This is a genomic window from Sphingomonas sp. F9_3S_D5_B_2, from assembly GCF_054263715.1.
In genome coordinates this window covers 244,939-268,669 of record NZ_JBSZFB010000003.1, presented here as the reverse complement: position 1 = coordinate 268,669, position 23,731 = coordinate 244,939, and the positions used below count along the sequence as shown (strand labels likewise).

28 protein-coding genes are annotated in these 23,731 nt (G+C 66.5%); 23 read left to right on the top strand and 5 right to left on the bottom strand.

What is annotated here, in order from left to right:
- Genes ruvA through ACUXST_RS09940 form a run of 7 tightly spaced genes read left to right on the top strand, consistent with a single transcriptional unit; the run spans position 1 to position 5,406 of the window.
- Positions 1-591: a Holliday junction branch migration protein RuvA gene (gene ruvA, locus ACUXST_RS09970; protein WP_458389823.1), complete on the top strand. Its 591-nt coding sequence runs from the start codon at positions 1-3 to the stop codon at positions 589-591.
- The gene (locus tag ACUXST_RS09965) at positions 588-989 is read left to right on the top strand and encodes a GFA family protein (RefSeq protein WP_458389822.1); all 402 of its coding nucleotides are present in this window, start codon (positions 588-590) and stop codon (positions 987-989) included. Before ruvA ends, ACUXST_RS09965 begins: the two co-directional genes overlap by 4 nt.
- Positions 989-2,032 carry a Holliday junction branch migration DNA helicase RuvB gene (gene ruvB / locus ACUXST_RS09960; protein ID WP_458389821.1) on the top strand — a complete coding sequence of 348 codons (1,044 nt, stop codon included), beginning with the start codon at positions 989-991 and terminating at the stop codon, positions 2,030-2,032. Before ACUXST_RS09965 ends, ruvB begins: the two co-directional genes overlap by 1 nt.
- Positions 2,032-3,186, top strand: a complete 1,155-nt coding sequence (locus tag ACUXST_RS09955; RefSeq protein ID WP_458389820.1) for a DUF3089 domain-containing protein — start codon at positions 2,032-2,034, stop codon at positions 3,184-3,186. The genes ruvB and ACUXST_RS09955 overlap by 1 nt, the downstream gene beginning before the upstream one ends.
- Positions 3,183-3,641, top strand: a complete 459-nt coding sequence (locus ACUXST_RS09950) for a YbgC/FadM family acyl-CoA thioesterase (protein WP_458389819.1) — start codon at positions 3,183-3,185, stop codon at positions 3,639-3,641. The genes ACUXST_RS09955 and ACUXST_RS09950 overlap by 4 nt, the downstream gene beginning before the upstream one ends.
- Positions 3,638-4,930, top strand: a complete 1,293-nt coding sequence (gene tolB / locus ACUXST_RS09945; protein WP_458389818.1) for a Tol-Pal system beta propeller repeat protein TolB — start codon at positions 3,638-3,640, stop codon at positions 4,928-4,930. Before ACUXST_RS09950 ends, tolB begins: the two co-directional genes overlap by 4 nt.
- 5 nt (positions 4,931-4,935) lie before the next feature.
- Positions 4,936-5,406, top strand: coding sequence for an OmpA family protein (locus ACUXST_RS09940; protein ID WP_458389817.1), 471 nt, complete (start codon positions 4,936-4,938; stop codon positions 5,404-5,406).
- A 9-nt stretch (positions 5,407-5,415) separates the two neighbouring features.
- On the opposite strand, the gene ACUXST_RS09935 is transcribed toward ACUXST_RS09940, so the two are convergent.
- Both ACUXST_RS09935 and panC read right to left on the bottom strand, forming a co-directional pair.
- Positions 5,416-5,721 carry a hypothetical protein gene (locus ACUXST_RS09935; RefSeq protein ID WP_458389816.1) on the bottom strand — a complete coding sequence of 102 codons (306 nt, stop codon included), beginning with the start codon at positions 5,719-5,721 and terminating at the stop codon, positions 5,416-5,418.
- Between the two features lie 79 nt (positions 5,722-5,800).
- A complete protein-coding gene (gene panC / locus ACUXST_RS09930; RefSeq protein ID WP_458389815.1) occupies positions 5,801-6,628 on the bottom strand; it encodes a pantoate--beta-alanine ligase in 828 nt (275 codons plus the stop codon).
- 68 nt (positions 6,629-6,696) lie between these two features.
- Here panC and ACUXST_RS09925 point away from each other — a divergent pair, with 68 nt between their 5' ends.
- The 4 genes from ACUXST_RS09925 (at position 6,697) to ACUXST_RS09910 (ending at position 10,402) form a co-directional block, all read left to right on the top strand.
- Complete coding sequence (locus ACUXST_RS09925) at positions 6,697-7,488, top strand: division plane positioning ATPase MipZ (RefSeq protein WP_458389814.1); 792 nt, start codon at positions 6,697-6,699, stop codon at positions 7,486-7,488.
- 32 nt (positions 7,489-7,520) lie between these two features.
- Positions 7,521-8,900, top strand: coding sequence for a phosphoglucomutase/phosphomannomutase PgmG (pgmG, locus tag ACUXST_RS09920; RefSeq protein WP_458389813.1), 1,380 nt, complete (start codon positions 7,521-7,523; stop codon positions 8,898-8,900).
- An 84-nt stretch (positions 8,901-8,984) separates the two neighbouring features.
- Positions 8,985-9,431, top strand: a complete 447-nt coding sequence (locus ACUXST_RS09915; RefSeq protein WP_458389812.1) for a transporter substrate-binding domain-containing protein — start codon at positions 8,985-8,987, stop codon at positions 9,429-9,431.
- The gene (locus tag ACUXST_RS09910; RefSeq protein ID WP_458389811.1) at positions 9,428-10,402 is read left to right on the top strand and encodes a cation diffusion facilitator family transporter; all 975 of its coding nucleotides are present in this window, start codon (positions 9,428-9,430) and stop codon (positions 10,400-10,402) included. The genes ACUXST_RS09915 and ACUXST_RS09910 overlap by 4 nt, the downstream gene beginning before the upstream one ends.
- Positions 10,403-10,408: 6 nt before the next feature.
- Here ACUXST_RS09910 and ACUXST_RS09905 read toward each other — a convergent pair whose 3' ends face one another.
- Positions 10,409-11,398, bottom strand: a complete 990-nt coding sequence (locus tag ACUXST_RS09905) for a ligase-associated DNA damage response exonuclease (RefSeq protein WP_458389810.1) — start codon at positions 11,396-11,398, stop codon at positions 10,409-10,411.
- A 63-nt stretch (positions 11,399-11,461) separates the two neighbouring features.
- On the opposite strand from ACUXST_RS09905, the gene ACUXST_RS09900 reads away from it, so the two are divergent.
- The 5 genes from ACUXST_RS09900 to pdeM are packed head-to-tail and all read left to right on the top strand — an operon-like array spanning position 11,462 to position 15,549.
- The gene (locus ACUXST_RS09900) at positions 11,462-11,650 is read left to right on the top strand and encodes a hypothetical protein (protein ID WP_458389809.1); all 189 of its coding nucleotides are present in this window, start codon (positions 11,462-11,464) and stop codon (positions 11,648-11,650) included.
- A complete protein-coding gene (locus ACUXST_RS09895) occupies positions 11,647-14,061 on the top strand; it encodes a ligase-associated DNA damage response DEXH box helicase (protein WP_458390043.1) in 2,415 nt (804 codons plus the stop codon). The genes ACUXST_RS09900 and ACUXST_RS09895 overlap by 4 nt, the downstream gene beginning before the upstream one ends.
- Before the next feature lie 46 nt (positions 14,062-14,107).
- Positions 14,108-14,389, top strand: coding sequence for a hypothetical protein (locus tag ACUXST_RS09890; RefSeq protein ID WP_458389808.1), 282 nt, complete (start codon positions 14,108-14,110; stop codon positions 14,387-14,389).
- Positions 14,365-14,835: a hypothetical protein gene (locus tag ACUXST_RS09885; RefSeq protein WP_458389807.1), complete on the top strand. Its 471-nt coding sequence runs from the start codon at positions 14,365-14,367 to the stop codon at positions 14,833-14,835. Before ACUXST_RS09890 ends, ACUXST_RS09885 begins: the two co-directional genes overlap by 25 nt.
- Positions 14,836-14,886: 51 nt before the next feature.
- Positions 14,887-15,549: a ligase-associated DNA damage response endonuclease PdeM gene (gene pdeM / locus ACUXST_RS09880; protein WP_458389806.1), complete on the top strand. Its 663-nt coding sequence runs from the start codon at positions 14,887-14,889 to the stop codon at positions 15,547-15,549.
- Here pdeM and ACUXST_RS09875 read toward each other — a convergent pair.
- Positions 15,546-15,788: a hypothetical protein gene (locus tag ACUXST_RS09875; RefSeq protein WP_458389805.1), complete on the bottom strand. Its 243-nt coding sequence runs from the start codon at positions 15,786-15,788 to the stop codon at positions 15,546-15,548. The genes pdeM and ACUXST_RS09875 overlap by 4 nt on opposite strands.
- Positions 15,789-15,872: 84 nt before the next feature.
- On the opposite strand from ACUXST_RS09875, the gene ACUXST_RS09870 reads away from it, so the two are divergent.
- From ACUXST_RS09870 to ACUXST_RS09840, 7 genes are all read left to right on the top strand, one after another.
- Positions 15,873-17,129 carry a dipeptidase gene (locus ACUXST_RS09870; RefSeq protein WP_458389804.1) on the top strand — a complete coding sequence of 419 codons (1,257 nt, stop codon included), beginning with the start codon at positions 15,873-15,875 and terminating at the stop codon, positions 17,127-17,129.
- Positions 17,126-17,788: an MBL fold metallo-hydrolase gene (locus tag ACUXST_RS09865; RefSeq protein WP_458389803.1), complete on the top strand. Its 663-nt coding sequence runs from the start codon at positions 17,126-17,128 to the stop codon at positions 17,786-17,788. The genes ACUXST_RS09870 and ACUXST_RS09865 overlap by 4 nt, the downstream gene beginning before the upstream one ends.
- A gap of 144 nt (positions 17,789-17,932) precedes the next feature.
- Positions 17,933-18,112 (top strand): 50S ribosomal protein L32, encoded by a 180-nt coding sequence (gene rpmF / locus ACUXST_RS09860; RefSeq protein ID WP_458389802.1) that lies wholly within the window; start codon positions 17,933-17,935, stop codon positions 18,110-18,112.
- Between the two features lie 26 nt (positions 18,113-18,138).
- Positions 18,139-19,188, top strand: a complete 1,050-nt coding sequence (gene plsX, locus ACUXST_RS09855) for a phosphate acyltransferase PlsX (RefSeq protein WP_458389801.1) — start codon at positions 18,139-18,141, stop codon at positions 19,186-19,188.
- Positions 19,185-20,144, top strand: a complete 960-nt coding sequence (locus ACUXST_RS09850) for a beta-ketoacyl-ACP synthase III (RefSeq protein ID WP_458389800.1) — start codon at positions 19,185-19,187, stop codon at positions 20,142-20,144. The genes plsX and ACUXST_RS09850 overlap by 4 nt, the downstream gene beginning before the upstream one ends.
- 149 nt (positions 20,145-20,293) lie before the next feature.
- Positions 20,294-20,587: an integration host factor subunit alpha gene (locus tag ACUXST_RS09845; RefSeq protein ID WP_458390042.1), complete on the top strand. Its 294-nt coding sequence runs from the start codon at positions 20,294-20,296 to the stop codon at positions 20,585-20,587.
- An 8-nt stretch (positions 20,588-20,595) separates the two neighbouring features.
- Positions 20,596-21,006, top strand: coding sequence for a MerR family transcriptional regulator (locus ACUXST_RS09840; RefSeq protein ID WP_458389799.1), 411 nt, complete (start codon positions 20,596-20,598; stop codon positions 21,004-21,006).
- On the opposite strand, the gene ACUXST_RS09835 is transcribed toward ACUXST_RS09840, so the two are convergent.
- Entirely contained in the window at positions 21,003-23,708 is a 2,706-nt protein-coding gene (locus ACUXST_RS09835; protein ID WP_458389798.1) for an ATP-dependent DNA helicase, read from the bottom strand. The genes ACUXST_RS09840 and ACUXST_RS09835 overlap by 4 nt on opposite strands.
- Positions 23,709-23,731: the final 23 nt, after the last annotated feature.

Here is a 23,731-nt window from a genome sequence, read left to right as displayed (position 1 = left end):
ATGATCGCTCGCCTCACCGGCAAACTTGCGGAAGCGACCGCCGACGGCGCCGTGATCGACGTCGGTGGCGTCGGCTATCAACTCCTGTGCAGCGCCCGGACGCTCGAGGCGCTCGGCCCCATTGGTGGCGACGTGCTGGTCCTCACCGAACTCCAGGTTCGGGAGGATGCCTGGACACTGTTCGGCTTCGGCTCGCCGGTCGAACGGGACACATTTCGCGCGCTTACCTCCGTTCAGGGCGTTGGCGGCCGCCTCGCCCTCGCCATTCTCTCGACCCTCTCGCCCGACGAGCTTTCGCGCGCGATCAGCCAGGGCGACAAAGCGATGATTGGCCGGGCCAACGGCGTGGGTCCGAAGCTCGCCGCGCGTATCGCCAATGAGCTTCAGGGCAAACTGGGCGCGCCGGGCCTCGCCGGCTCCGCCCCGTTGCCCCGGGGAGGCTCGGCAGCCGACGCCCTCTCCGCTCTCGCCAATCTTGGCTTCAAGCCTGCCGAAGCGAGCGCCGCCGTCAACGCCGCCGCAGACGAATTGGGCTCTGACGCAACTCTGGACGCCCTAGTCCGGCTCGCTCTCAGAAAGGCAGCCAAGTGACCAGACGGATCGCCTCGTGCCGCTGCGGCCGGTTCCGAGCCACAGTCACCGGCGAGCCGGTGCGCGTTTCGGTGTGCCACTGCCTCGAATGCAAAAAGCGCTCCGGCAGCGCCTTCGCCGCCCAGGCCCGCTGGCCGGCGGACCAGGTCAGCCTGGAAGGCGAGTCCGGGAACTGGTCCTATGTGGGCGACAGTGGCAGGCGGGTGGAATTCCACTTCTGCACCGACTGCGGGGCCGGCGTGTACTACGAAAGCGTTGACCCGGCCGACGGGCAGATCGCCATCCCGCTCGGCATCTTCGATGACCCGTACATGCTCCAGCCGTCCTTCTCGGTCTGGGAGGAACGTAAGAACGACTGGGTTGAGATTGTCGGCGAAGGCGTCGAGCATTCGCACTGATGGCCACTGATCCCGCCCGAATCACGACACCCGAACGCACCGCCGAGGACGCCGACGCTGCCCTGCGGCCCAAGAGCCTCGACGAGTTCATCGGCCAGCAGGCAGCGCGCGAGAACCTGCGCGTATTCGTAAATGCTGCCCGCAGCCGGGGAGAGGCACTCGACCACGTCCTGCTTCACGGACCGCCTGGCCTCGGCAAGACGACGCTTGCCGGCATTCTCGCCCGGGAGATGGGCGTTGGCTTCCGCGCCACCTCGGGTCCCGTCATCGCCAAGTCCGGCGATCTCGCCGCGCTCCTGACGAACCTGGAAGACGGCGACGTCCTGTTCATCGACGAGATCCATCGCCTCAACCCGGCGGTCGAGGAGGTCCTCTACCCGGCAATGGAGGACCGCGCCCTCGACCTGATGATCGGCGAAGGCCCATCGGCGCGCTCCGTAAGGATCGACCTGCCGCGTTTCACTCTTGTTGGTGCGACTACTCGGCAGGGTTTGCTGACGACACCGCTCCGTGACCGCTTCGGGATTCCGGTCCGCCTCAACTTTTACACCATAGAGGAGCTTGAGCAGGTCGTCCGGCGCGCCGCGCGCCTGCTTGGCGCCGAGCTGACCGGCGACGGCGCCCGGGAAATCGCGCGGCGATCGCGCGGAACGCCCCGCATTGCCGGTCGCCTGCTTCGACGCGTCCGCGACTTCGCGCACGCGGCAGGGGGCGACGAGATCACCGCCGAGGCCGCCGACCGGGCGCTCTCGCGCCTTGAAATCGACGCGCTTGGGCTCGACGCGATGGATCGCCGGTACCTGACCATGATCGCGGACCTATACGGCGGCGGGCCCGTTGGCATCGAAACGCTCGCGGCTGGTCTGAGCGAGCCGCGCGACACCATCGAGGACGTCATCGAGCCCTTTCTCATCCAGCTCGGACTCATCGCCCGCACCGCGCGCGGCCGCTGCCTCAATGGCCGCGGCTACGCCCACCTGGGCCTGCCGCAGCCGCAGGGCAGCCAGGCCGGTCTTTTCGATCCGGGAGCTTCCGCCAAGTAATGCGTATCTTCGCCCTGGCCGCTGCTGCGACCCTCGCCGCGACTGCACCCGCACAAGCGCAAACGAGTGCGATCCCGGATTACAGCAAGAGCTCCGCCTGGCTCTGCCTTCCCGGCCGCTCCGACGTCTGCTCGCGGCCGCTGCCGACGACGGCTCTCAACGCCAACGGCTATGGGTCAACCGGCCTCAGCACCGTCGCGAAGGACGCGCCGCTGGACTGCTTTTACGTCTACCCGACGGTCTCAAGCGACCAGGGCCTCAACAGCGACATGTCGGCCGGCCGCGAGGAGCAACTTGCCGCCGAGAGCCAGTTCGCCCGCTTCTCTACGGTGTGCCGTACCTACGCGCCCATCTACCGGCAGATGACGCTGGGCTCGATCGCGGCGTACTCCGCGGGCCTCGACATCAGGCAGGCCGGCGTCATCGCTTATTCCGACGTACTCGCCGCCTGGCGCAATTACATCGGCACGCGGAACCAGGGCCGCCCGTTCGTCCTGATCGGCCACAGCCAGGGCAGCCTGATGCTGCAGCAGCTGATCGCGCGCGAAATCGAGAAGAACCCAGCCGTGGCGGCCCGCATGCGGCTCGCCATCATCCCGGGCTTCAACGTCCTCGTTCCCGAAGGCAAGCTCGTCGGCGGGACATTCAAGTCGACCCCGTTGTGCAGCCGCCCCGGCCAGACCGGCTGCGTGATGGCATGGAGCAGCTTCCGGGAGAAGAACGTACCGCCACCGGGCGCCATGTTCGGATATGCCGGAGAGCCGGGAATGACGGTCGGCTGCGTCAATCCTGCGCGGCCCGGAGCGACTGGCTGGGTTCCGCTCGACAGCTACTGGTTCGCCCGCTCGACGCTGCCCGTGCCGGGAGGTCCGATCCAATGGTCGAGCGAAGGTAAACCCGCAACGCCCTACGTGCGTACCGAGGGTCTCGCGTCCGGAAAGTGCATCAACGATGGCCCCCGCGGCTACCTGTTCATCCGCACCAACCACAATTCTGGCGACAAGCGCACCGACCGAATCGGCGGCGAAGTGGGGCTGTTCGGCATGTTCCTGCCGGCGTGGGGCATGCACCTTGCAGACGTCGCCGTTGCACAGGGTGACCTGATCCGGACCGTTGGGGACATTGCCGCCGCCGAGCCTCGGCCCCGGCGATGACTGCCGGGGAGTTCGATCGTCCGTACCGCGGCGGATTCGTCGGCGACGTGCATCATTATGCGCTGACAGTTTACTTCGAGGACACCGATGCCGGCGGGATCGTCTATCACGCCAACTTCATCAAATTCCTCGAGCGCGCCCGGTCGGACATGTTGCGTGCAGCGGGAGCCGACCACATCGCCCTCCACCGCGAGGGCGGCGGCGTCTACGTCGTTGCTGAGGTCCACATCCGGTACCGATTGCCCGCGCGGCTGGGTGAAGACCTCGTAGTCCTCAGCCGCATGACCGAGCTCCACGCCGCGTCGATCGTGATTCAGCAAAGAGTCATGCGCGGGGCTGAACTAGTGGCAGAGGCAAGCGTCACCGCGGCCTTCGTCGGCCCGGAAGGACGCCCGCAGCGTCAGCCCAAGGATTGGATTGCCAAATTCCGCGACCTCAGCAGCTCCGATCAATGAATAGCCGCCATCTTCTTTTCGCCGTCGCGGCACTGCTCGTCCCGGCACCGACGCTTGCGCAGCAGGCAGTCGCGGTCGTCGCGGTTCCGCCGCTGTCGACGCCCGACGACAAGCCGACCAGCGCGGGCTCCACCGCGGCCCTCGCCTGGCAGGCATCGCTGCTGATCGCTTCGGACCTTAAGTCCAGCCCCGACCTGATGACGATCGAGCCGGACCAGAAGGACTTCTATTCCTATCCGGAGGTCACGGCGCCGACCTTCTCCAAGTGGCGGGGCCGCAACGCCAAGTTGCTGGTTACCGGTTTCATTGGAGGCCGGCCTGACGGCCGTGTGACCTTTGGCTGCTACGTCTATGATGTGCAGAAGGGGCGCGAAGTCGACCGCAGCGGCTTCGTCGCCGCTCCCGACGAGTGGCGCCGGGCAGCGCACAAATGCTCAGGCCTCGCCTACAAGGCGGCGACCGGCGCCCCGGGCATCTTCGACACCCGCATCGCCTATGTCGCCGAAAGCGGAATGGGAGACGGGCGGGTTCGCCGGGTTGCTGTCATGGATGCTGACGGCTTCAATCATGGCTATCTGACCGCGGGCGACACGATGGTGCTGACGCCGCGCCTCTCGCCGAAGGCCGCGCGGGTCGCCTATGTCAGCTACTCGACGGGGAAACCGCAGGTTCGTATCCGCGATGTCGCGTCAGGCGCCGAGCGCCCGCTCGTCTCCGGCGACGCAATGACCTTCGCCCCACGCTTCTCGCCCGACGGCAATCAGATCGTCTTCTCGATGACCTTCGCTGGCAACAGCGACATCTACCTTGCGGACGCAAATGGCGGCATGCCGCGTCGCCTGACCACCGCTCCCGGCATCGACACCGACCCGAGCTTCTCCCCCGACGGCACCAAGATCCTGTTCGAGAGCGACCGCTCGGGCACGCAGCAGATCTACATGATGAATGCCGACGGCTCGGACGAACGGCGCGTGAGCTTCGGCAGTGGCATGCACGCGGCTCCCGAGTGGAGCCCGGCCGGCGACCGCATTGCATTCACCTGGCGCGGCGGCGGCGTGCTCCGCATCGGCGTCATGAACGTCGATGGCAGCGACGAGCGAGTGCTGACTACCGGCCCGTCGGACGAAGGGCCGAGTTGGGCGCCGAGCGGGCGCGACCTCGTGTTCCAGCGCACCGATGGCACCCGCCGCCGATCGCTTTACCGGATCTCGGTTGCCGGCGGAGAGCCAATGCAGATTGCGACTCCGCAAGACGCTTCCGACCCCGACTGGTCAGGGCTGATGGATTGATGACGATGGGCAAACCCATGCTTTTCGCTGCCGCTGCGGTTGCGCTCGCATCAGGAAGCGCGGCAGCGCAGCTTCGGGTGCCGCACATCGTCCAGCGCGGAATGCCCGGGCAGCCATCCGCGATGGCTCCGATGCTGCAAGGAATCGACGCGCTCCGTTCGGAATTCATTGCTCAGTCCGGGAGTGCCAACGTCTATTTCGGTGCGGACAGTGCCGTGATCGGCGTGCCTGCGCGGGCGACTCTCGCCGCGCAGGCCCAATGGCTGCTTCGCCATCCCGAAGTAGTGGTCCGGATCGAAGGTTATGCCGACCCGATCGACACGCGGGACCATGGCCTAGCCGTCGGCGCACGCCGCGCCGACGCCGTTCGTGATTACCTCGTGCTGCTCGGCGTTCCGGCGATGCAGGTGAGTGCCGCCAGCTTCGGCAAGGAGCGTGCCGGGCCGGGTCGCGCGGTCACCATACTGGTTCGTTGAGTTGACGGTTCAGGCGGCGCGGCGCTGATAGCCGCAGCTGCCGAGCCACGAACGCGCCTGGCGCTGCGCTTCGGCGATTTCCCGGGCGGTCATCTCGACCGAGATCTCGGCCCGGCACTCCTGGCCGCGGGTGCAGCCCGACAGCGCCGCGAGATTGAACCACTTGTGCGCTTCGATGAGATCCACCGGAACGCCGCCGCGGCCGGTCGAATAGGCAACGCCGAGCTCGAACAATGCATCGACATCTCCGCATTCGGCATCGGCGATCCGGCTCTGGATCAGGAATTCCGCACTCTTCTGGCTAATGGCACCCATGATTTCCCCCTGTCTCTGTTGGCGCCAATTCAGCAGGGGATGGCAAACAAATGGTTAACGGCGAAAATACTATGCCGATTTACACCGGAAGGTTGTCGATCAGCCGGGTTGTTCCGATCGTCGCGGCAGCGATCAGCCGCATCTCGCCAGCCGCCACATCAAGGGGCTCGAGCGTCGCTGCATCGACCAGCGCGAAATAATCGATCCGAGCAAAGCCTGCGACCAAGAGAGAACTCCGTCCCTCACCCAGTGCCGCTGCGACCGGCTGGCCTGCCAGAATCGCCCCACGAGCGGTCTCGAGTGCCGAAAAGAGGGCTGCAGCACGCATCCGCTCGTCCGCATCCAGATAAGCGTTACGGGAGGACAGGGCCAGTCCGTCATCCTCGCGCACTGTCTCGCATCCGACGATCTCGACCGGGATCGCCAGGTCGGCGACCATCCGCCGGATCACTGCAAGCTGCTGGAAGTCCTTTTCGCCGAACAGCGCGACATCCGGTTGAACCGAGAGCAGCAGCTTGGCGACGACGGTGGCTACGCCTGCGAAATGCCCGGGTCGCGCCTCGCCTTCCCACCGGTCGGATACTCCGCCAACGCTGACCGTCGTCGAGAACCCGCCTGGATAGATGTCATCGACACCGGGCATCCACAACAGGTCGCAGCCGCCATCGGCCAACAGACGCGCGTCTTCCTGTTCGCGGCGGGGATAGCGCGACAGATCCTCGCTCGGGCCGAACTGGGCCGGATTGACGAAGATTGTTGCCACGACCTTGTCGGCGTGCCGCTTCGCTTCGTCGATCAGGTTCAGGTGACCGGCGTGAAGTGCGCCCATGGTCGGGACCAGGGCAACCGTGCCCTGCAGTCTGGCCCGCCCGCGCGTCAGTTCTTCACTCGAACGAACGATTTGCACGCCGCCGGAGCCTCCGGTAAACCATTGGACGGGCGGCGCTTGCACATGCGCCGGGGGAAAGATCAAGCATGACCCAGCCGCATTTCATCGTATTCGCCAACGAAAAGGGCGGCACCGGCAAGTCGACGACTGCCGTGCACACGGCGATTGCCCTCGCTGCATCGGGCCATCGCGTCGGCGCGCTCGACCTCGACAGCCGCCAGCGGACGATGACCCGCTATCTCGAGAACCGGGACGCAACCATGCGCCGGCTCGACAAGACACTGCCGCAGGCGAGCTACGAAGTTCTCGAGGATCAGACCGAGGAGGCGCTCGGCGCCGCCCTTGATCGGCTCACAGCGGACGCCGATGTCGTCGTGATCGACACACCGGGCCGCGATGACGCGCTTGCCCGCGCGGCGATCCTGAGGGCCGACACGCTCGTCACGCCGATGAACGACAGCTTCGTCGACCTCGACCTCATCGGCCAGGTGCACCCCGAGAACTACAAGATCACGCGCCCGAGCTTTTATGCCGAGCTGATCTGGAACAGTCGCACGCAGCGGGCGAAGACTACCGGCAAGAGCGTCGACTGGGTCGTGCTCCGCAACCGCTTGCAGCACATAGAGTCGCACAACCTCAAACGCGTCGGCGCTGCCATGGACGAGCTCGCCCGCCGCGTTGGTTTTCGCGTAATCCCCGGTTTGGGCGAACGCGTCATTTACCGCGAACTGTTCCCGAAGGGCCTGACTCTCCTCGACCTTGCCCAGCTTGGCGAAGTCGGCATTGCCCACATCGCGGCCCGCCAGGAGCTCCGTGAAATGATTGCAGGCCTCGGCATCCCCGGCCAGGAAGAAGAGAAGCTCGCCGCCACCGGTTGAACCAATCGCCCGCCGCTGCGTAAGGCAGGGCAATGGCTCATACATTCAACCCCAACATCCTCCGCGAATATGACATCCGCGGAATCGTCGGCGATACGCTCACCGAGGCGGACGCCTATGGCCTCGGCCGCACCTACGCCGCGCTAGCGCGCGATGAAGGAGCCAGGCGCATCGCAGTCGGCCGTGATGGCCGCACCCACTCGGGAATGCTGCAGGCCTCCCTCGTCCGCGGCCTGACGGACGGCGGCATCGATGCCGTCCTGATCGGCATGGGTCCGTCGCCGATGCTGTATTTCGCGACCTATCATCTCGACGTCGACGGCGGCATCCAGGTTACCGGAAGCCACAACCCGGCCGACTACAATGGTTTCAAGCTGCTGCTGAAGGGCCGCTCGGTCTTCGGCCAGGAGATTCAGGGGATCGGCAAGCGCGCTGCCTCGGGGCATTGGAGCACGGGCACCGGCACGACCGAAGAGGTGGACGTCCGCGAAGCCTATGCCGACCGGCTGCTCGAAGGCTTCTCCGGCAAGCCGTTCCACGTCGGCTGGGACGCCGGCAACGGCGCCGGTGGACCAGTCCTCGACATGCTGCTCAACCGCCTTCCAGGCCAGCATCACGCAATCTACACGGAAGTCGACGGCCGCTTCCCCAACCATCATCCCGATCCCACGGTCGAGGCGAACTTGGAAGACCTGAAGCGGCTGGTTCTCGATCGACAGCTCGATTTCGGCATCGCATTCGATGGTGACGCCGACCGCATCGGCGCCGTCGACGGCAAGGGCCGCGTCATCTGGGGCGACCAGCTCCTGGCGATCCTCGCGGAAGCAGTGCTCAAGGAGGAGCCGGGCGCCACTATCATTGCGGACGTCAAAGCGAGCCAGGTCCTGTTCGACCGCGTCGCCCAGCTCGGCGGCAAGCCGCTGATGTGGAAGACCGGGCACAGCCTCATTAAGTCGAAGATGAAGGAAACCGGCGCCCCGCTCGCCGGCGAGATGAGCGGCCACGTCTTTTTCAAGCACCGCTGGTACGGCTTCGACGACGCACTCTACGCAGCAGTGCGGCTGATTGAAGCGGTCTCGCAGTCCGGCAAGACTCTGACCCAGATCATGGACGATATGCCCAAGACCACGGCCACGCCGGAAATGCGTTTCCAGGTTGATGAAGTCCGCAAGTTCGCCATCGTGGATGAAGTCCGTGATCGCCTCTCTGCCGATGGGGCCACGGTCGACGCCACGGATGGCGTTCGCGTCAACACCGCTGATGGCTGGTGGCTGCTGCGTGCGTCCAACACCCAGGACGTGCTGGTCGCCCGCGCGGAAGCTGCGGACCAGGGCGGCCTCGATCGACTGGTGGAGCAGATCGACGGTCAGCTGGCGAAGTCGGGCGTGACCCGCGTCGAGGCCGCGCACTAAGGCAGGCGCTCTACGGCAGTAGGAACGCCCCAGCAGCAGCCGAGTTTGCCGCCTATGTTCTGGCTAACATCGTCTCGCAGCGGAGTGCTCGCGTCCGTCCTACTCACCGCCGCCTGCGGTCTGCCGCGCGATCCGGAGGGCACGAGCGAACGGATTGCCTCGACTCACGAGCTTCGCGTCGGCGTGACGGACAACCCGCCGTGGACGGACGCTTCGCACGCCGAGCCGACCGGGCGGGAGCCAGATCTGGTGCGCCGCTTCGCCGCCTCAACGGGCGCGCACGTGATGTGGACCGAGGGCAGTGAAACCGCCCTCGTCAAGGCACTCAAGGATCACGAGCTAGACCTGGTGATCGGCGGCTTCGACGCGAAGACGCAGTGGAGCTCGACGGCCGGGGCGACGCAGCCATTCGCGAAGGATGCGGGCGGCAAGAGCCACATCTTCCTCGCGGGCCCCGGTGAGAACAAGTTCATCCTGTCACTCGATCGCTTCCTTACGCAGCAGATGCGCGCATCCCAGGGACAGTCGTGAGGGGCGTGCCACAGGTCCCCGAAGCCGAGGCGGCTGTAAGAAAGGGCCGCGTCCTGGCGTGGGTTAGCATCGCCTACATCTGCTCGACCATTGCGATGCTGTTCATGGTGATGTCGGGATCGCAGGCGCTGAAGACCGAGATGAGCGGCGAATTGCTCAGCCTCATCCCCCCCACGCTGTTCCTCATCGGCGACAAGGTCAGCCGGCGCGAGCCGAACGAACGTTACCCGTTCGGTTACGAGCGCGCGGTCAGTGCCGGCTACGTTGGCGCGGCCGTCGCGCTATTCCTGGTCGGCGCCTACCTGCTGTTCGACGGGGGCATGAAGCTCGCGATGAAGGAGCATCCGACGATCGGCGGATATCCGTTGCTCGGGCATGTCGTGTGGACTGGTTGGCTCGGGATCGCGGTGCTGGTGTGGAGCTCGGTCCCGGCCTTCTTCCTCGGGCGCGCCAAGCGCCGTGCTGCCAAGACGCTGCACGACAAGACGCTCGCCGCGGACGCAGAGATCAACACCGCTGACTGGCAAAGCGCCGCCGCGGCGATGCTCGGGATTATCGGTGTCGGCTTCGGTCTATGGTGGGCGGACTCCCTCGCCGGCGTCCTCATCTCGCTGGAGATCATCCGCAGCGGCTGGTCGGAACTTCGCACGGCGCTCGGCGACATCATGGACAGCAAGCCCCAGGAAATCCTGTCCAAGGAAGACGAGAAGGTGCCAGCCATTCTCACCGACTATCTGCGTGCGCAGCCCTGGGTGAAGGATGTGGTCGTCCGCGTTCGCGAGCGCGGTCGCGAGTTCACCGCCGATGCGCACGTGGTGCCCGCCTCCGACGAGGGGCTGGTGGACCGCATTTCCGAAACGAGCGCCAAAGCCCGCGAGTTCGACCCGCGGCTCGCCGAGTTAACCATCGCTGCGGTGCGGGAGTTTCCCGACGACGTAAAGAAGGCGCGTGGACCAGTGCCGGGAGACTGATAGCGGTCAGTCGTCCTCGTCTTCGTAGCCGACCAGGTTCAGCTCGCACGCCTTGATCTGGTGCGTCATGCACCAGTGCTTCAGTGCTTCCTCGCGGCCATGCGTGATCCACACCTCCGTCGGCTCGAGCTCACGGATGGTCATCGTCAGCTCGTCCCAGTCGGCATGGTCGGAGATGACGAGCGGCAGTTCGACATTGCGTTGCCGGGCGCGCTGCCGGATCCGCATCCAGCCTGACGCCATTGCCGTCACCGGATCGGGCAGCCGCCGCGACCAACGATCGTTGAGCGCTCCGGGCGGGCAGATCACGATGTGGCCAGCCATCTCCTGCTTGGTTGCTCCAGCCGTGTGGCGAAGCTCGCCAAGCTCGACGCCGAAGCTTTCGTACAGCTGGTTGAGCCGTTCCATGGCACCATGGAAATAGATGGGCTCGTGATGCCCACGAGCGCGAAGCTCGCAGATGATCCGCTGCGCCTTGCCGAGCGCATAGGCGCCGACCAGCACGCAGCGGCTCGGGTCCGAGTGCAGCCGATGAAGCAGCCGGTCGATTTCGCTGCCCGCGTCCGGATGGCGGAAGACCGGCAGCCCGAAGGTCGCCTCGGTAACGAAGATATCGCACGGCACCGGCACGAACTCTGGACAGGTCGGATCCTTGCGCCGCTTGTAGTCGCCCGAGACCACCACCCGCTCTCCCTTGTGCTTCATGACGATCTGCGCAGAGCCGAGCACGTGCCCCGCGGGAACGAAGCGCACGTCGACGTCGCCGACGCGGATCGTCTCGTCGTAGGCAATCGCCTGACCCGATTGTTCGCCGTACCGTACGCCCATGATCGCCAGCGTCTCGGTGGTTGCAAGGACTGCGCCGTGACCGCCGCGGGCGTGGTCGCCGTGCCCGTGAGTGACCCACGCGCGTTGCTTCGGTTCCGAGGGATCAATCCACGCGTCCGCGGGCCGGACGTAGATGCCCTCCGGGTGGGACTCGATCCAGGAACCCAATCGCGCCATTGCGAGCTATACTAGCCGAAACGAGCGGGAGTTCCCCGCCTAGGGAGGCAAAGCATGGACGAAGCGCAGTGGTGGATCATCGACATCGTGGGGCCGGCGATCCTGCTGATCGTGCTGATCTGGCTGGTGATGCGGACGCGATCAAACCGGAACGACCGTGACAACCAGCGCTCGGAAGCGGGCGCGCGCGACGTCTACGCGGACGAAGAGGTGCGCCGCCGCGAGGGAACCGACGACCTCTGAGCGAGACCGCGCTTCCGCTTGCCGTCCAGCAGTGGTTTGACTCCAAGGGCTGGCAGCCGCGGCGTCACCAACTCGAGATGCTGCAGCTGGCGCGGCGGGGGCGAAGCGGACTGCTCGTCGCGGCGACCGGCGCCGGCAAGACGCTGGCGGGTTTCTTGCCGACGATCTGCGAACTTGCGGAAGAGCCTGCAGAAGGATTGCACACCCTCTACGTCTCGCCGCTGAAGGCGCTTGCTGTAGACGTCCAGCGCAACCTGATCGGCCCGATCGAGGAAATGGGGCTGCCCATCAGGGTCGAAACGCGGACGGGCGACACACCCTCCGATCGAAAGGCACGCCAGCGCATCAAGCCGCCGCAAGTGCTGCTGACGACGCCGGAGTCGCTCAGCCTGCTGTTGAGTTATCCGGACTCGGCGACGATGTTCGAAGGCTTGAGGTCGATCGTCGTCGATGAGCTTCACGGCTTCGCCAAGGAGAAGCGCGGCGACCTGCTGTCGCTGTCGATATCGCGACTTCAGAAGCTTGCGCCCAACCTCCGGCGGGTCGGTCTCTCCGCGACCATCAGTGACCCGGACGCTTATCGCGGCTGGCTTGCGCCCGACGCGGACGTCGAATTAGTCGACCTCGTGGTGGGCGATCCGGGAGCCGAGCCCGACCTCTCGATCCTCATCCCGGAAAACCGGATTCCCTGGGCGGGCCACTCCGGCCGCCACGCCGCGCGCGAGGTGATGAAGCTCATCGAAGAGCACCAGACCACGCTCGTGTTCTGCAATACGCGCAGCCTCGCCGAGTTGATCTTCCAGGATCTGTGGGCAGTGAACGACAACGCCCTGCCGATCGGCATCCACCACGGCAGCCTGGCCGTCGAAGCGCGCCGCAAGGTCGAAGGAGCGATGGCCGCCGGCAAGTTGCGGGGTCTCGTCGCGACCGCCAGCCTCGACCTCGGCATCGACTGGGGCGATGTCGACCTCGTCGTCCAGATGGGTGCGCCTAAGGGCAGTTCGCGCCTTTTGCAGCGGATCGGCCGCGCTAACCACCGGCTGGACGAGCCGAGCAAGGGCATCATCGTCCCCGGCAATCGCTTCGAATACCTGGAAGCCCGCGCTGCGCTCGACGCCATTGCCGACGGCGAGCTCGACCCCGAGACCTTCCGCCCGGGAGCGCTCGACGTGCTCGCCCAACACATCCTGGCAATGGCCGTCGCCGCGCCCTTCCAGCAGCAGGAGATGCTCGCCGAAGTCCGCTCCGCGGCGCCCTATGCCGGCCTGCAGGAGGAGACCTTCGAGGAAATCCTCAACTTCATCGGCAACGGCGGCTATGCCCTCAAAGCGTACGACCGCTTCCGGCGCCTCGTACCAGAGCCGGGCGGGATGTGGCGCATCGCGCGACCGCAGATCGCCCAGCAGCACCGCCTCAATGCCGGCGTCATCGTCGAGCAGCCGCTGCTCACCGTCCGCTTCCGCAACGGCCGCAAGCTCGGCACCATCGAGGAAGGCTACGCCTCCACCCTGTCGCCGGGCGACCATTTTTACTTCTCCGGCCTCAGCCTGGAAGTCGAGCAGTTCAAGGATGTCGACATCATCGTCCGCGCGTCGTCGAAGTCGGCGCGCATCGTCACTTACGGCGGCCAGCGCATGTCGATGTCGACGCACCTCGCGAACCGCGTCCGCCATATGCTGTGCGACCGGAACGATTGGCACCGGTTCCCGCTCGACGTCAGCGAATGGCTCGAGGTCCAGTCGGAGAGGTCCGTACTCCCCGAGCCGCACCAGCTTCTCGTCGAAACCTTCCCGCATGAGGGCAAGCACTACATGGTCGCCTACAGCTTCGAAGGCTGGAACGCGCACCAGTCGCTGGGAATGCTGATCACGCGGCGGATGGAAACCGCAGGACTGAAGCCGCTGGGTTTCGTGGCCAACGACTATGGGCTTGCATGCTACGGCCTGGAGCCGATCAGCGATCCGAAGGCGCTATTTTCGCCGGACATCCTCGAACGCGAGTTCATCGAGTGGGTCGAGAGCTCGTACCTGCTCAAGACTGCCTTCCGTGAAGTCGCGGTGATCGGCGGCCTCGTCGAGCGGCACCACCCGGGCAAGAAGAAGTCGGGCAAGCAGGTCAGCTTCTCGACCGACCTCATCTACGACGTCCTGCGCCGCTATGAACCGGAGCACCTGCTGCTGCGCGCTGCGTGGGACGACGCGCGCCGGCGAATGACAGAGCTTGGCCGCCTCGTCCGCCTGGTCGATCGCGCCTCGGCAACCATGCTCCACGTCGAGGTGGAGCGGATCACGCCGATGGCCGTGCCGCTGATGGTGATCGTCGGCAGGGAAGCGCTGCCGCCAGGAGCCGAAGCCGACGAGACCCTGCTGACCCAGGCCGAGGCGCTCGCCGAGGAAGCCATGCATTTATGAGCGATCGTTCATTGCCCGTTGCTTTCTCTTCTGCGAGGCTTGGCTCATGAAACGCCTCCTCATCCTGCTCCTCCCCGCTGCGCTTAGCGGATGCATCGTCGGCACCGTCGCGAAGACTGCCGTGGATGTCGCCACCCTGCCGGTGAAGGCCGCTTCGGCTGGCGTCGACGCCGTGACCACCAGCCAGGCGGAAGCCGACCGCAACGCTGGCCGCCGGGCGCGGAAGGCTGACGAAGCTCGCGGCCGCCTCTATCGCGAGTCCCAGGCCCGGTGCCGGGCCGGCCGCCCACTCCCCACTGACGATTGCGGCTACGGGGCGAGGCGCTGAGATATTTCATCGACACCGAATATAACGGCACTGGCGGAGCGCTTCTGAGCTTGGCGCTGGTGCCCGACGACGGTGACGACTTCTACCTGACGTTCCAGGCGGACGAGCCGATCTCCGAGTGGGTCCAGCAGCACGTCATCCCCTACCTCGACATGGTCCCGGAGCAGCTTTCCTGCCCGCGCCTCACCCGCAAGGACGCGTCCCACGCGCTCGAGCGCTACCTGCGGCACGACCCTCAGCCGCTGATCGTCGCCGACTGGCCCGAGGACGTCGCGCAGTTCTGCAACCTGCTGATCACCGGGCCCGGCGACATGGTCGAGCTTCGACACCTGACGTTCCAGCTGACGCCGATGAGCAACTTCAGCACTGCAGCGCACAGCAAGGTGCCGCACAACGCGCTGCACGACGCGCGCGCGCTTCGCGACCATGTTCTGTCGATGGAGTAAGCGGCCGCGATTTGCATTGCGTCGCTGCTCCGCTGCTTCCAATAACGGCTGATGGTTCCCTTTTCGTTCGCAAGCGAAACATTCCTCGCAACGTCCGAGGGCGCACTGTTCTGGCCGGAGCAGAGCGCCCTGCTCGTCGCCGACCTGCACCTTGAGAAGGCGAGCTGGTTCGCGCGTCTCGGCCAGTTCCTTCCGCCCTATGATTCGCATGCGACGCTGGTGGCGCTCTCCGCCCAGGTTGAGCGAACCGGCGCAACGCGGCTCTACTGCCTGGGCGACAGCTTCCATGACCGCTTCGGCTGCGACCGCCTGCCGGATGATGCGCGCGAGCTGCTGCGCGACCTCACCGCGCGGCTCGACTGGACCTGGATCGTCGGAAACCACGACCCGGGCTTCGCGGACCATTGCGGCGGCGGCCTCGCGGACCAGATCGAACTTGCCGGGATCACGCTCCGCCACGAGGCCGTGCGCGACGACCCGCGACCGGAAATCTCCGGACACTTCCATCCCAAGCTTCGCCTGCACGTAAAGGGGCGCAACGTCTCGCGGCGCTGCTTCGTCAGGTCCGCGACCAAGGTGATCATGCCCGCGTTCGGCTCACTGACGGGCGGCCTCGACGCGCACCACCCGGAAATCCTCGGATCGGTCGGCAGCGGAGCCGCGGCGCTCGTGCCGGTATCGGACCGGCTGCTGCGCTTCCCGCTCGCTGCTTAGTCCAGCAGGATCACCTCGATCGCCATGGCGCCGGTCGGCGATAGCAGCAGCCGCGCGGTTGCTGCCCGGCGCTTGCCGAACGTGGCCGCCTGAAGCTCGTTGCGCGCCGCGTGACGGTCGAACCTGAAACCCCGCGCATCGGCCGACTGCTTCAGCCGGTCGAGGTGCTCGTCGAGGTCGGCGATCCCTTCCTCGGGGTCGAAGCGCATGATCTCTTCAAGGTCGTTGTGCGGCTGCATCCGGCTTCCTTCACGGCAAGACGGAGCCGGGGCAAGCCCCCCGTCGCATTGCGCGCCGGTCGAGCGCTGCTAAATCCTCATTCCATGACCATTGCCAAGATGCTGCTCGCTACGGGAGCCATTGCGTTGAGCACCGCTGCGGTGGCGCAGCCGATCAGTCCGCGGGTGCAGGCTCGCATCGACCGGATCCTCAAGGCAACGCCGCTGATCGACGGACACAACGACCTGGCCGAGCAGCTGCGCGAGAACTATCATCTGAGCGTGGAGGGGCTCGCCAGCGGCACCGACCAGCGTCCCCACCCCCTGATGACCGACATGGCGCGGCTTCGGCAGGGCCGGGTCGGAGCGCAGTTCTGGTCGGTCTACATCTCGTCCGACGTGACCGGCGACGCTGCCATCCGCCAGACAATCGAGCAGATCGATGCCGTAAAGCGGCTGGTGAAGGCCTACCCGAATGATCTGGCGCTTGCCGGGACCGCCGACGATATCATCCGCGTCCACCGCAACGGCCGTGTCGCTTCCCTGATCGGCGTCGAGGGCGGGCACCAGATCGGCGGCAGCCTGGCCGCGCTGCGCGCCTATTACGACCTCGGCGCGCGCTACATGACGCTGAGCCATTTCAAGAATAACGAGTTCGCGGACAGCGCGACGGACGATCCGAAATATCATGGCCTGACCGACTTCGGACGGACCGTCGTCCACGAGATGAATCGCATTGGCATGCTCGTGGACCTCAGCCATGTCAGCGACGACACAATGCGGCAGGCAATCCAGACGAGCCGCGCACCCGTCATCTTCTCCCACAGCAGCGCGCGGGCGCTCGACGATCACCCCCGCAACGTTCCCGACGACATCCTGCGGCTGACGGCGGCGAACGGCGGCGTGGTGATGGTGAACTTCTACAGCGCCTATGTCTCGAACGAGCTGCGGCTGTGGAACGCCCAGCATGCCGCCGAAGAAGCGCGTGGGAAGGCGCTGTTCATCAACGATCCCGCGAAGCGTCAGGCGGCGCTGCAATCCTGGGAGCTGGCCCACCCCGCACCGGCGGCCACGATTGCGCAGGTCGCCGACCACGTCGAGCATATCGCCAAGGTCGCGGGCCACGACCATGTCGGCATCGGCGGCGATCTCGACGGCATCGAAGCGGCGCCGGACGGTCTTGCCACCGTCGCCGGATATCCGCTGCTGTTTGCCGAACTGATCCGCCGCGGCTGGAGCGACGCGGACCTGGCGAAGCTCGCCGGCCGCAACGTGCTGCGCGTGATGCGACAGGCCGAACGCGTCTCTGCCGCGATGAAGGACGAAGCGCCCTCGATGGCGACGCTGGAGAAAGCCAAGTGAGCGAGCCGCCGCTTCGCGCCGCGATCATTCCGGTGACCCCGCTGCATCAGAATTGCAGCCTGATCTGGTGCACGAGGACGATGCGCGGGGCCTTTGTCGATCCTGGCGGCGATCTCCCGCGGCTGAGGGACGCCGCTGCGCAGGCCGGCGTGACGATCGAGAAGATCCTGCTCACCCACGGCCACATCGATCATTGCGGCTCGGCGGGCATCCTGGCCGAGGAGTTGGGCGTCGAGATCGAGGGGCCGCACGAAGACGACATCTTCTGGATCGCGCGGCTGCACGAGGATGGGCAGCAGTACGGCGTTCCGGGCCGCCCGTTCACGCCCGCGCGATGGCTCAACGACGGCGATGAGGTAACCGTCGGTGAACTCAACTTCGCGGTTCGCCACTGCCCGGGACACACGCCCGGTCACGTCGTTTTCCATCATGCGGAATCCAAGCTGGCGCTGGTCGGCGACGTCCTGTTCCGCGGCTCCGTGGGTCGCTGGGACTTCCCGCTAGGCAATCAGCAGCAGCTGATCCGGTCGATCACCGATAAGCTGTGGCCGATGGGCGAGGAGACTGCGTTCGTGCCAGGCCACGGGCCGATGTCGACCTTCGGGCACGAGCGGCGTACCAATCCATACGTCGGCGACGCGGCACTTGCCGGGGCCTGACCACGGGTTGCGCTTGGCGCTTGGTTCGCTATAGGGGCCGCGGTTCGCGACGATCCGGCCGCCGCCCGTGGGTGCTGACGCAAGGAAGCCCTGCCGCGATGAGGCGCAGATCGTCGCAATTTTTATTGATTTGAAGGTGCCGCAATGGCTGTCCCCAAGAGAAAAACTTCGCCGTCGAAGCGCAATATGCGCCGCAGCCACCACGCGCTGACTGCGCCGACGTTCCAGGAATGCCCCAATTGCGGCGAACTGAAGCGCCCGCACAACCTGTGCAATGCGTGCGGCCACTACAACGGCCGTGAGATCGTCTCGACCGAGGCCTGAGCGGCAACCGAGCACAGGGGGCGATAGTGGCCCACGGCCCACGCATCGCCATTGACGCAATGGGAGGGGACGGCGGTCCGGCGGCAATGATCGCCGGGGCTGCCCGTGCGCGCCGTCGCGACACCTCGCTCTGCTTCATGTTCCACGGCGACGAAGCGCGCGTCCGCGCCGAGATCGCCAAGCACGGCAACCTCCGCAACGACGTCGAGGTGGTGCACTCCGCCGAATCGATCGAAGCCAGCGAGAAGCCCACGCAGGCGATCCGCCGCGCGCGCACTACGTCCATGGGCATCGCGATCAACGCCGTGAAGGAAGGCCGCGCGGACGCCGCTCTGTCTGCAGGCAACACCGGCGCCCTGATGGCGATGTCGAAGCTCGCCCTTCGCACCATGCCGGGCATCGACCGTCCTGCCCTTGCGGCGCTGCTGCCGACGCTGGGCAACACTGACCTCGTCATGCTCGATCTTGGCGCCAACACCGAATGCGACGCACAGAACCTGGTGCAGTTCGCGGTGATGGGCGCGGCCTATGCGCGGACCGTCATCGCCATCCAGCAACCTCGCGTGAAGCTGCTGAACATCGGCACCGAGGAGCTCAAGGGCACCGACGAGTTGAAGGAAGCCGCGGCGCTGCTCCGCGAGGCGGATTACCTGCCGATGCGGTTCGACGGCTTCACCGAGGGCGACCAGCTGTCGCGCGGCGAAGTCGACGTTGTCGTCACCGACGGCTTCTCCGGCAACATCGCGCTGAAGACGGCGGAAGGGACGGCGCGGTTCGTCACCGACCTCCTGCGCCGCGCCTTCACGAGCTCACTCCGGTCAAAGGCCGGATTCGCGCTGTCGCGCCCCGCGCTCAACCTGCTGAAGGTCCACCTCGACCCTAACAATCACAACGGCGCCGTCTTCCTTGGCCTCAACGGGCTCGTCGTGAAGAGCCACGGCAGCGCGACTCCGAAGGGTGTCGCGAATGCGATTGGTGTCGCCGCGACCATGGTGAAGAGCGACATCATCCGGAAGATCGGCGACGACCTCGACAACTTCCGCGCCCACGCGTTCGCGGCTGAGTCGGCGCAGTGACGTTGCGCTCCGTCGTTGCCGGCACCGGCTCTGCGCTGCCGAAGCGCCGCGTCGACAATGCCGAGCTGGCGGAGACGGTCGACACAACCGATGCCTGGATCGTCGAGCGCACGGGAATCCGCAGCCGCTATGTCGCGGCGGAGGGCGAGACCACCGCCAGCCTCGCCACGGAGGCCGCCCGCAACGCTCTCGACGCAGCCGGTCTGCAGGCGACCGATATCGACCTTATCGTCCTCGCAACCGCAACTCCCGACCAGACCTTCCCGTCATCCGCGACCAAAGTGCAGGCGACGCTTGGAATTCCCGACTGCGTCGCGTTCGACGTGCACGCCGTCTGCACGGGCTTCCTCTACGCGCTGACTGTCGCCGACTCGATGCTTCGCGCCGGCAACGCCCGCAAGGCATTGGTCATCGGCGCCGAGACGTTCAGCCGCCTGCTCGACTGGGAGGACCGCACCACCTGCGTCCTGTTCGGCGATGGCGCCGGCGCCCTCGTCCTCAGCGCCGAGGATAGCGACTCGGGCCTGCTCGCGACCAAGCTTCACGCCGACGGCCGCCACAACGACCTGCTGTTCGTCGACGGTGGTCCTTCGACCACCGGCACGGTCGGCAAGCTGCGGATGAAAGGCCGGGAGGTTTTCCGGCACGCGGTGGTCAATCTTGCTGAAGTCCTCAACGAAGTTCTCGCGGAACTCGGATTGACGGCCGCGGACGTGGACTGGGTCGTTCCCCACCAGGCAAACGCCCGCATCCTCGATGCGACCGCGAAGAAACTCGGGCTTGCGCCGGAAAAGGTGGTGGTCACCGTCGATCGTCACGCGAACACATCGGCAGCTTCGGTTCCGCTTGCGCTCGACACGGCGGTGCGCGACGGGCGAATCAAACGGGGCGACATGGTCGTGCTTGAAGCAATGGGCGGCGGATTTACTTGGGGTGCAGCCGCGCTCAGGTATTGATATATATCAGCAATTCAGCGAAACAGTCGAATTGCCGACACGGCGGAAATCCATTACGGAAGTGTAATAGGCAGCGGCGGGGGCATCGCCGATTTGCTCGGGAGACGAAAATGGCGGACTTGGGCATTGCGCGGATCAGCAGCAAGGACGTGGCGGCGGACGGGACGCTGACGCGGGCCGACCTTGCCGATGTCGTGCACCGCAAGCTAGGTCTTTCCCGATCCGAGTCTGCGGGCGTCGTCGAACGCGTGCTTCACCACATGTGCCACTCGCTTGCGCAAGGGCAGAACGTGAAGATCTCCGGCTTCGGCACGTTCATTCTGCGCGACAAGGGCGAGCGCGTCGGCCGCAATCCCAAGACCGGGGTCGAAGTGCCGATCGCGCCGCGCCGGGTGATGACCTTCCGCGCAAGCCAGATCATGCGCGACCGGGTCGCCAAATAGGTCGGTCGGTGGCGACGGCCGAAAAGGCAGCCGGCGCTTTCAAGACGATCGGCGAATTGTCGGACGAACTCGGCGTCGCCCAGCACATCCTTCGCTATTGGGAAACACGCTTCCCGCAGCTCAAGCCGATGCAGCGGGCCGGCAATCGCCGCTACTACCGCCCTGCCGACGTCGAACTGGCGCGCCGAATCAACCGCCTGCTCAACGAAGAAGGCTACACCGTTCGTGGCGTGCAGAAGCTGCTTCGCGACAAGAGCAGCGATCCGGGCGCTCGTGAGATCGACAGCGCGCCCGATGTCGACGCTGCCCTCCAGCCGCCATTGGAGAACGACCTCGAGGACGCGCCGCAGGCTGCCGGCCTCGATGTTTTCCGCCTAATCGCGCTGCGAAACCGATTGGCGGACGCGCTCGACCGCTAGACGCGGACCTGCTCCGCCGCTGCTTCCACAGCGCCGTCGAGCAGCAGCTTCTCCCGAACCCGGCCGATCGCCTCCTCGAGGGGAATGCGGCGAACCGGAACGCCGGCCGGAAACGCGGCAAGCAGTCGCGACGGCATCGCGGCCGACAGGATCACGAACACGCCACGGTCGCCGTGCCGTCGGATCAGCCGGCCGAACGCCTGCGCCAACCTCGCACGGACGACCCGGTCGTCATAGGCACTGCCGCCGCCAGCCATCCGCCGGGCCGCGTGAAGCACCGTTGGCCTGGGCCACGGCACCCGCTCCATGACTACCAGCCGCAGCGACTCGCCCGGCACGTCGACACCGTCGCGAAGCGCGTCGGTACCCAGTAGCGATGCCCGAGGATCATCACGGAAGATGTCGACCAGAGTACCGGCGTCGATGGGATCGACATGTTGCGCGAGCAGCGGCCGCCCCGCCCGGGCCAACCGGTCGGTAATGCGGGCGTGGACGGCCTTGAGGCGCTGGATCGCCGTGAAAAGGCCGAGCGTTCCGCCGTCCGCCGCTTCGATCAGCCTGGCATAGGCCCCCGCCAGCGATGCGACATCGCCCTGCTTTACGTCGGTGACGACCAGCACTTCGGAGCAGCCGGCGTAGTCGAACGGGCTATCGGCTTCGAACCGGTCGGCAGGGGATGCAAGGTGAAGCGCGCCGGTGCGCGCCTCCGCTGCAGACCAGTCCTCGCCACCCCGCAGCGTGGCCGAGGTCACGAGCACGCCATCCGCGGGGGCAAGCACTGCCCCGGCGAGCGGCTTCGTCGGGTCCAGCCACCGGCGGTGAATGGCGACGTCGAACTCGCGTCCGTCGACCCGATCGACCGCAAGCCAGTCGACGAACTCGGGATCCGCCTCGCCGCCGATCCGCGCCAGCAGGGCAATCCATGCAGCGACGGTCTCGCGCCGCCAGCTCAGGCCGCGGATGGCGCCGTCGACCCGCGCCCGCGCCTGCGTATCCAGCCAATCGGGCGAGTCCTCGAGCACCGCTTCGAGCCGTCGTCCTAACGCAGCGAGCGGCTTCTGAAGCGACTCGAGCGCCTGCATCGCGTCGCTTGCCCGCGACACCAGCGCGCCGTCCGGCTCGGCAAGTTCGGTTTCGAGACCGTATCCCGCCTCCTGGGCTTTGGCGCGCGCGTAAACCGTGCCCCGCACCTCGGCGAGCAGCGCTTCGACCGGCCCGAACGGCGATCCTTCGACGATCCGCTGCAGCCAGCCGTCGGATGTCAGTGCCCGTGCGGCCTCCACGGCGGCTTCGAGCGCGAGCGCCCCCTCCTCGTCATAGGACGCGACGTCCATCAGCCGGGCGGCAAGCCCGCGACGGCGGCCCCGGGAGCGGCCCTCCGGACCGACGATCCAGCGGCGCAGCTCGATCGCTTCCTGCCCCCCGAACGCGACAGCGAAGGTCGAGTCTGCCGCATCGAACAGGTGATGACCCTCGTCGAAGAGGATTCGTCGCGGTGCGTCCTCGCGTGCACGCGCCGCGTTGACCATGACCAGCGCATGGTTGGCGATGACGATGTCAGCCTCGCGGCTCGACCGCTCCGCCCGCTCAATGAAGCAGCGGCGATAATGCGGACAGCCGGCATAGACGCACTCGCCCCGCCGGTCGCTGAGCGCTGTTGCGCCGGCTCGGCGGAACAGGCTCGGCAGCCATCCCGGCAAGTCGCCGCCAACCATGTCGCCGTCCTTCGTGTACGCCGCCCAGCGCCCGACCAGTTGCGCCAGGACCGCCGCGCGGCCGCTGAACGCGCCCTGCAGGGCGTCCTCCAGGTTGAGGAGGCACAGATAGTTCTCGCGCCCCTTGCGAACGACGATCCGCCGCGCGCGCTCTTCGGCATCGGCGAAAAGTTTGGGACCTTCGCCATCGAGCTGCCGCTGCAGCGCCTTGGTGAAGGTGGAGACCCAAACGGTCCCGCCCGAACGCTCCGCCCACAGTGACGCCGGCGCGAGATAGGCAAGCGTCTTGCCGATTCCCGTGCCGGCCTCGGCAAGCAGCAGGTTCGGCGCTTCATTGCGGCGCTTGGGACCGAACAGTCCGCCGACCGCTTCGGCCATCGCCCGCTGGCCCTCTCGGGTTTCGGCACGTCCGGTCAGCCGCTCGAGTCGCGACCGGGCTGCAGCGGCATCGACGTTGACCGCCAGCGGCGGCGGCCGCTCGGCGGCGTCTTCCCATTGCTTCAATCGCGAGAACAGCATCCGTTCGCCGCGCTCCGGCCGCTCGAGCCGGGCACCGATCAGTGGCGCCCAACCCCAGCCGAGCCGATGCAGCGTGGCGTTCACCGTCCACGCGCCCTCGCGCTCTTGCCAATCGGTATCCGCGAGCGTGTCCAGCAGCCGTCCCGCGATCGCTCGCAACGCTACCGCCGCGTCTGCATCACTCTCCGGCGGCGGCAGTCCTACCGCCCGGCTCAGACCCGCCGCGGTCGGCACCGCGAAGCGGGCCGGGTGAATGAAAGCGAAGAGCTCCAGCAGATCGGTGCCTGAAAGTTCCGGGTAGCCGAGCCGCTGCCCGACGAGCGGCGCATTGAGAATGATGTGCGGTGTCTCTGCAGCCCGGGCGATCGCCTCGCTCCGGCTCGCCTCGCGGACGTCGCCATTCACCCCCGCCAACCAGATCCCGGCGTGGGTTGCGTGCAGCGCGGGAAGCGGCAAAGGAACGGCCATTCCCCGACCCTGCCGACAAGAGA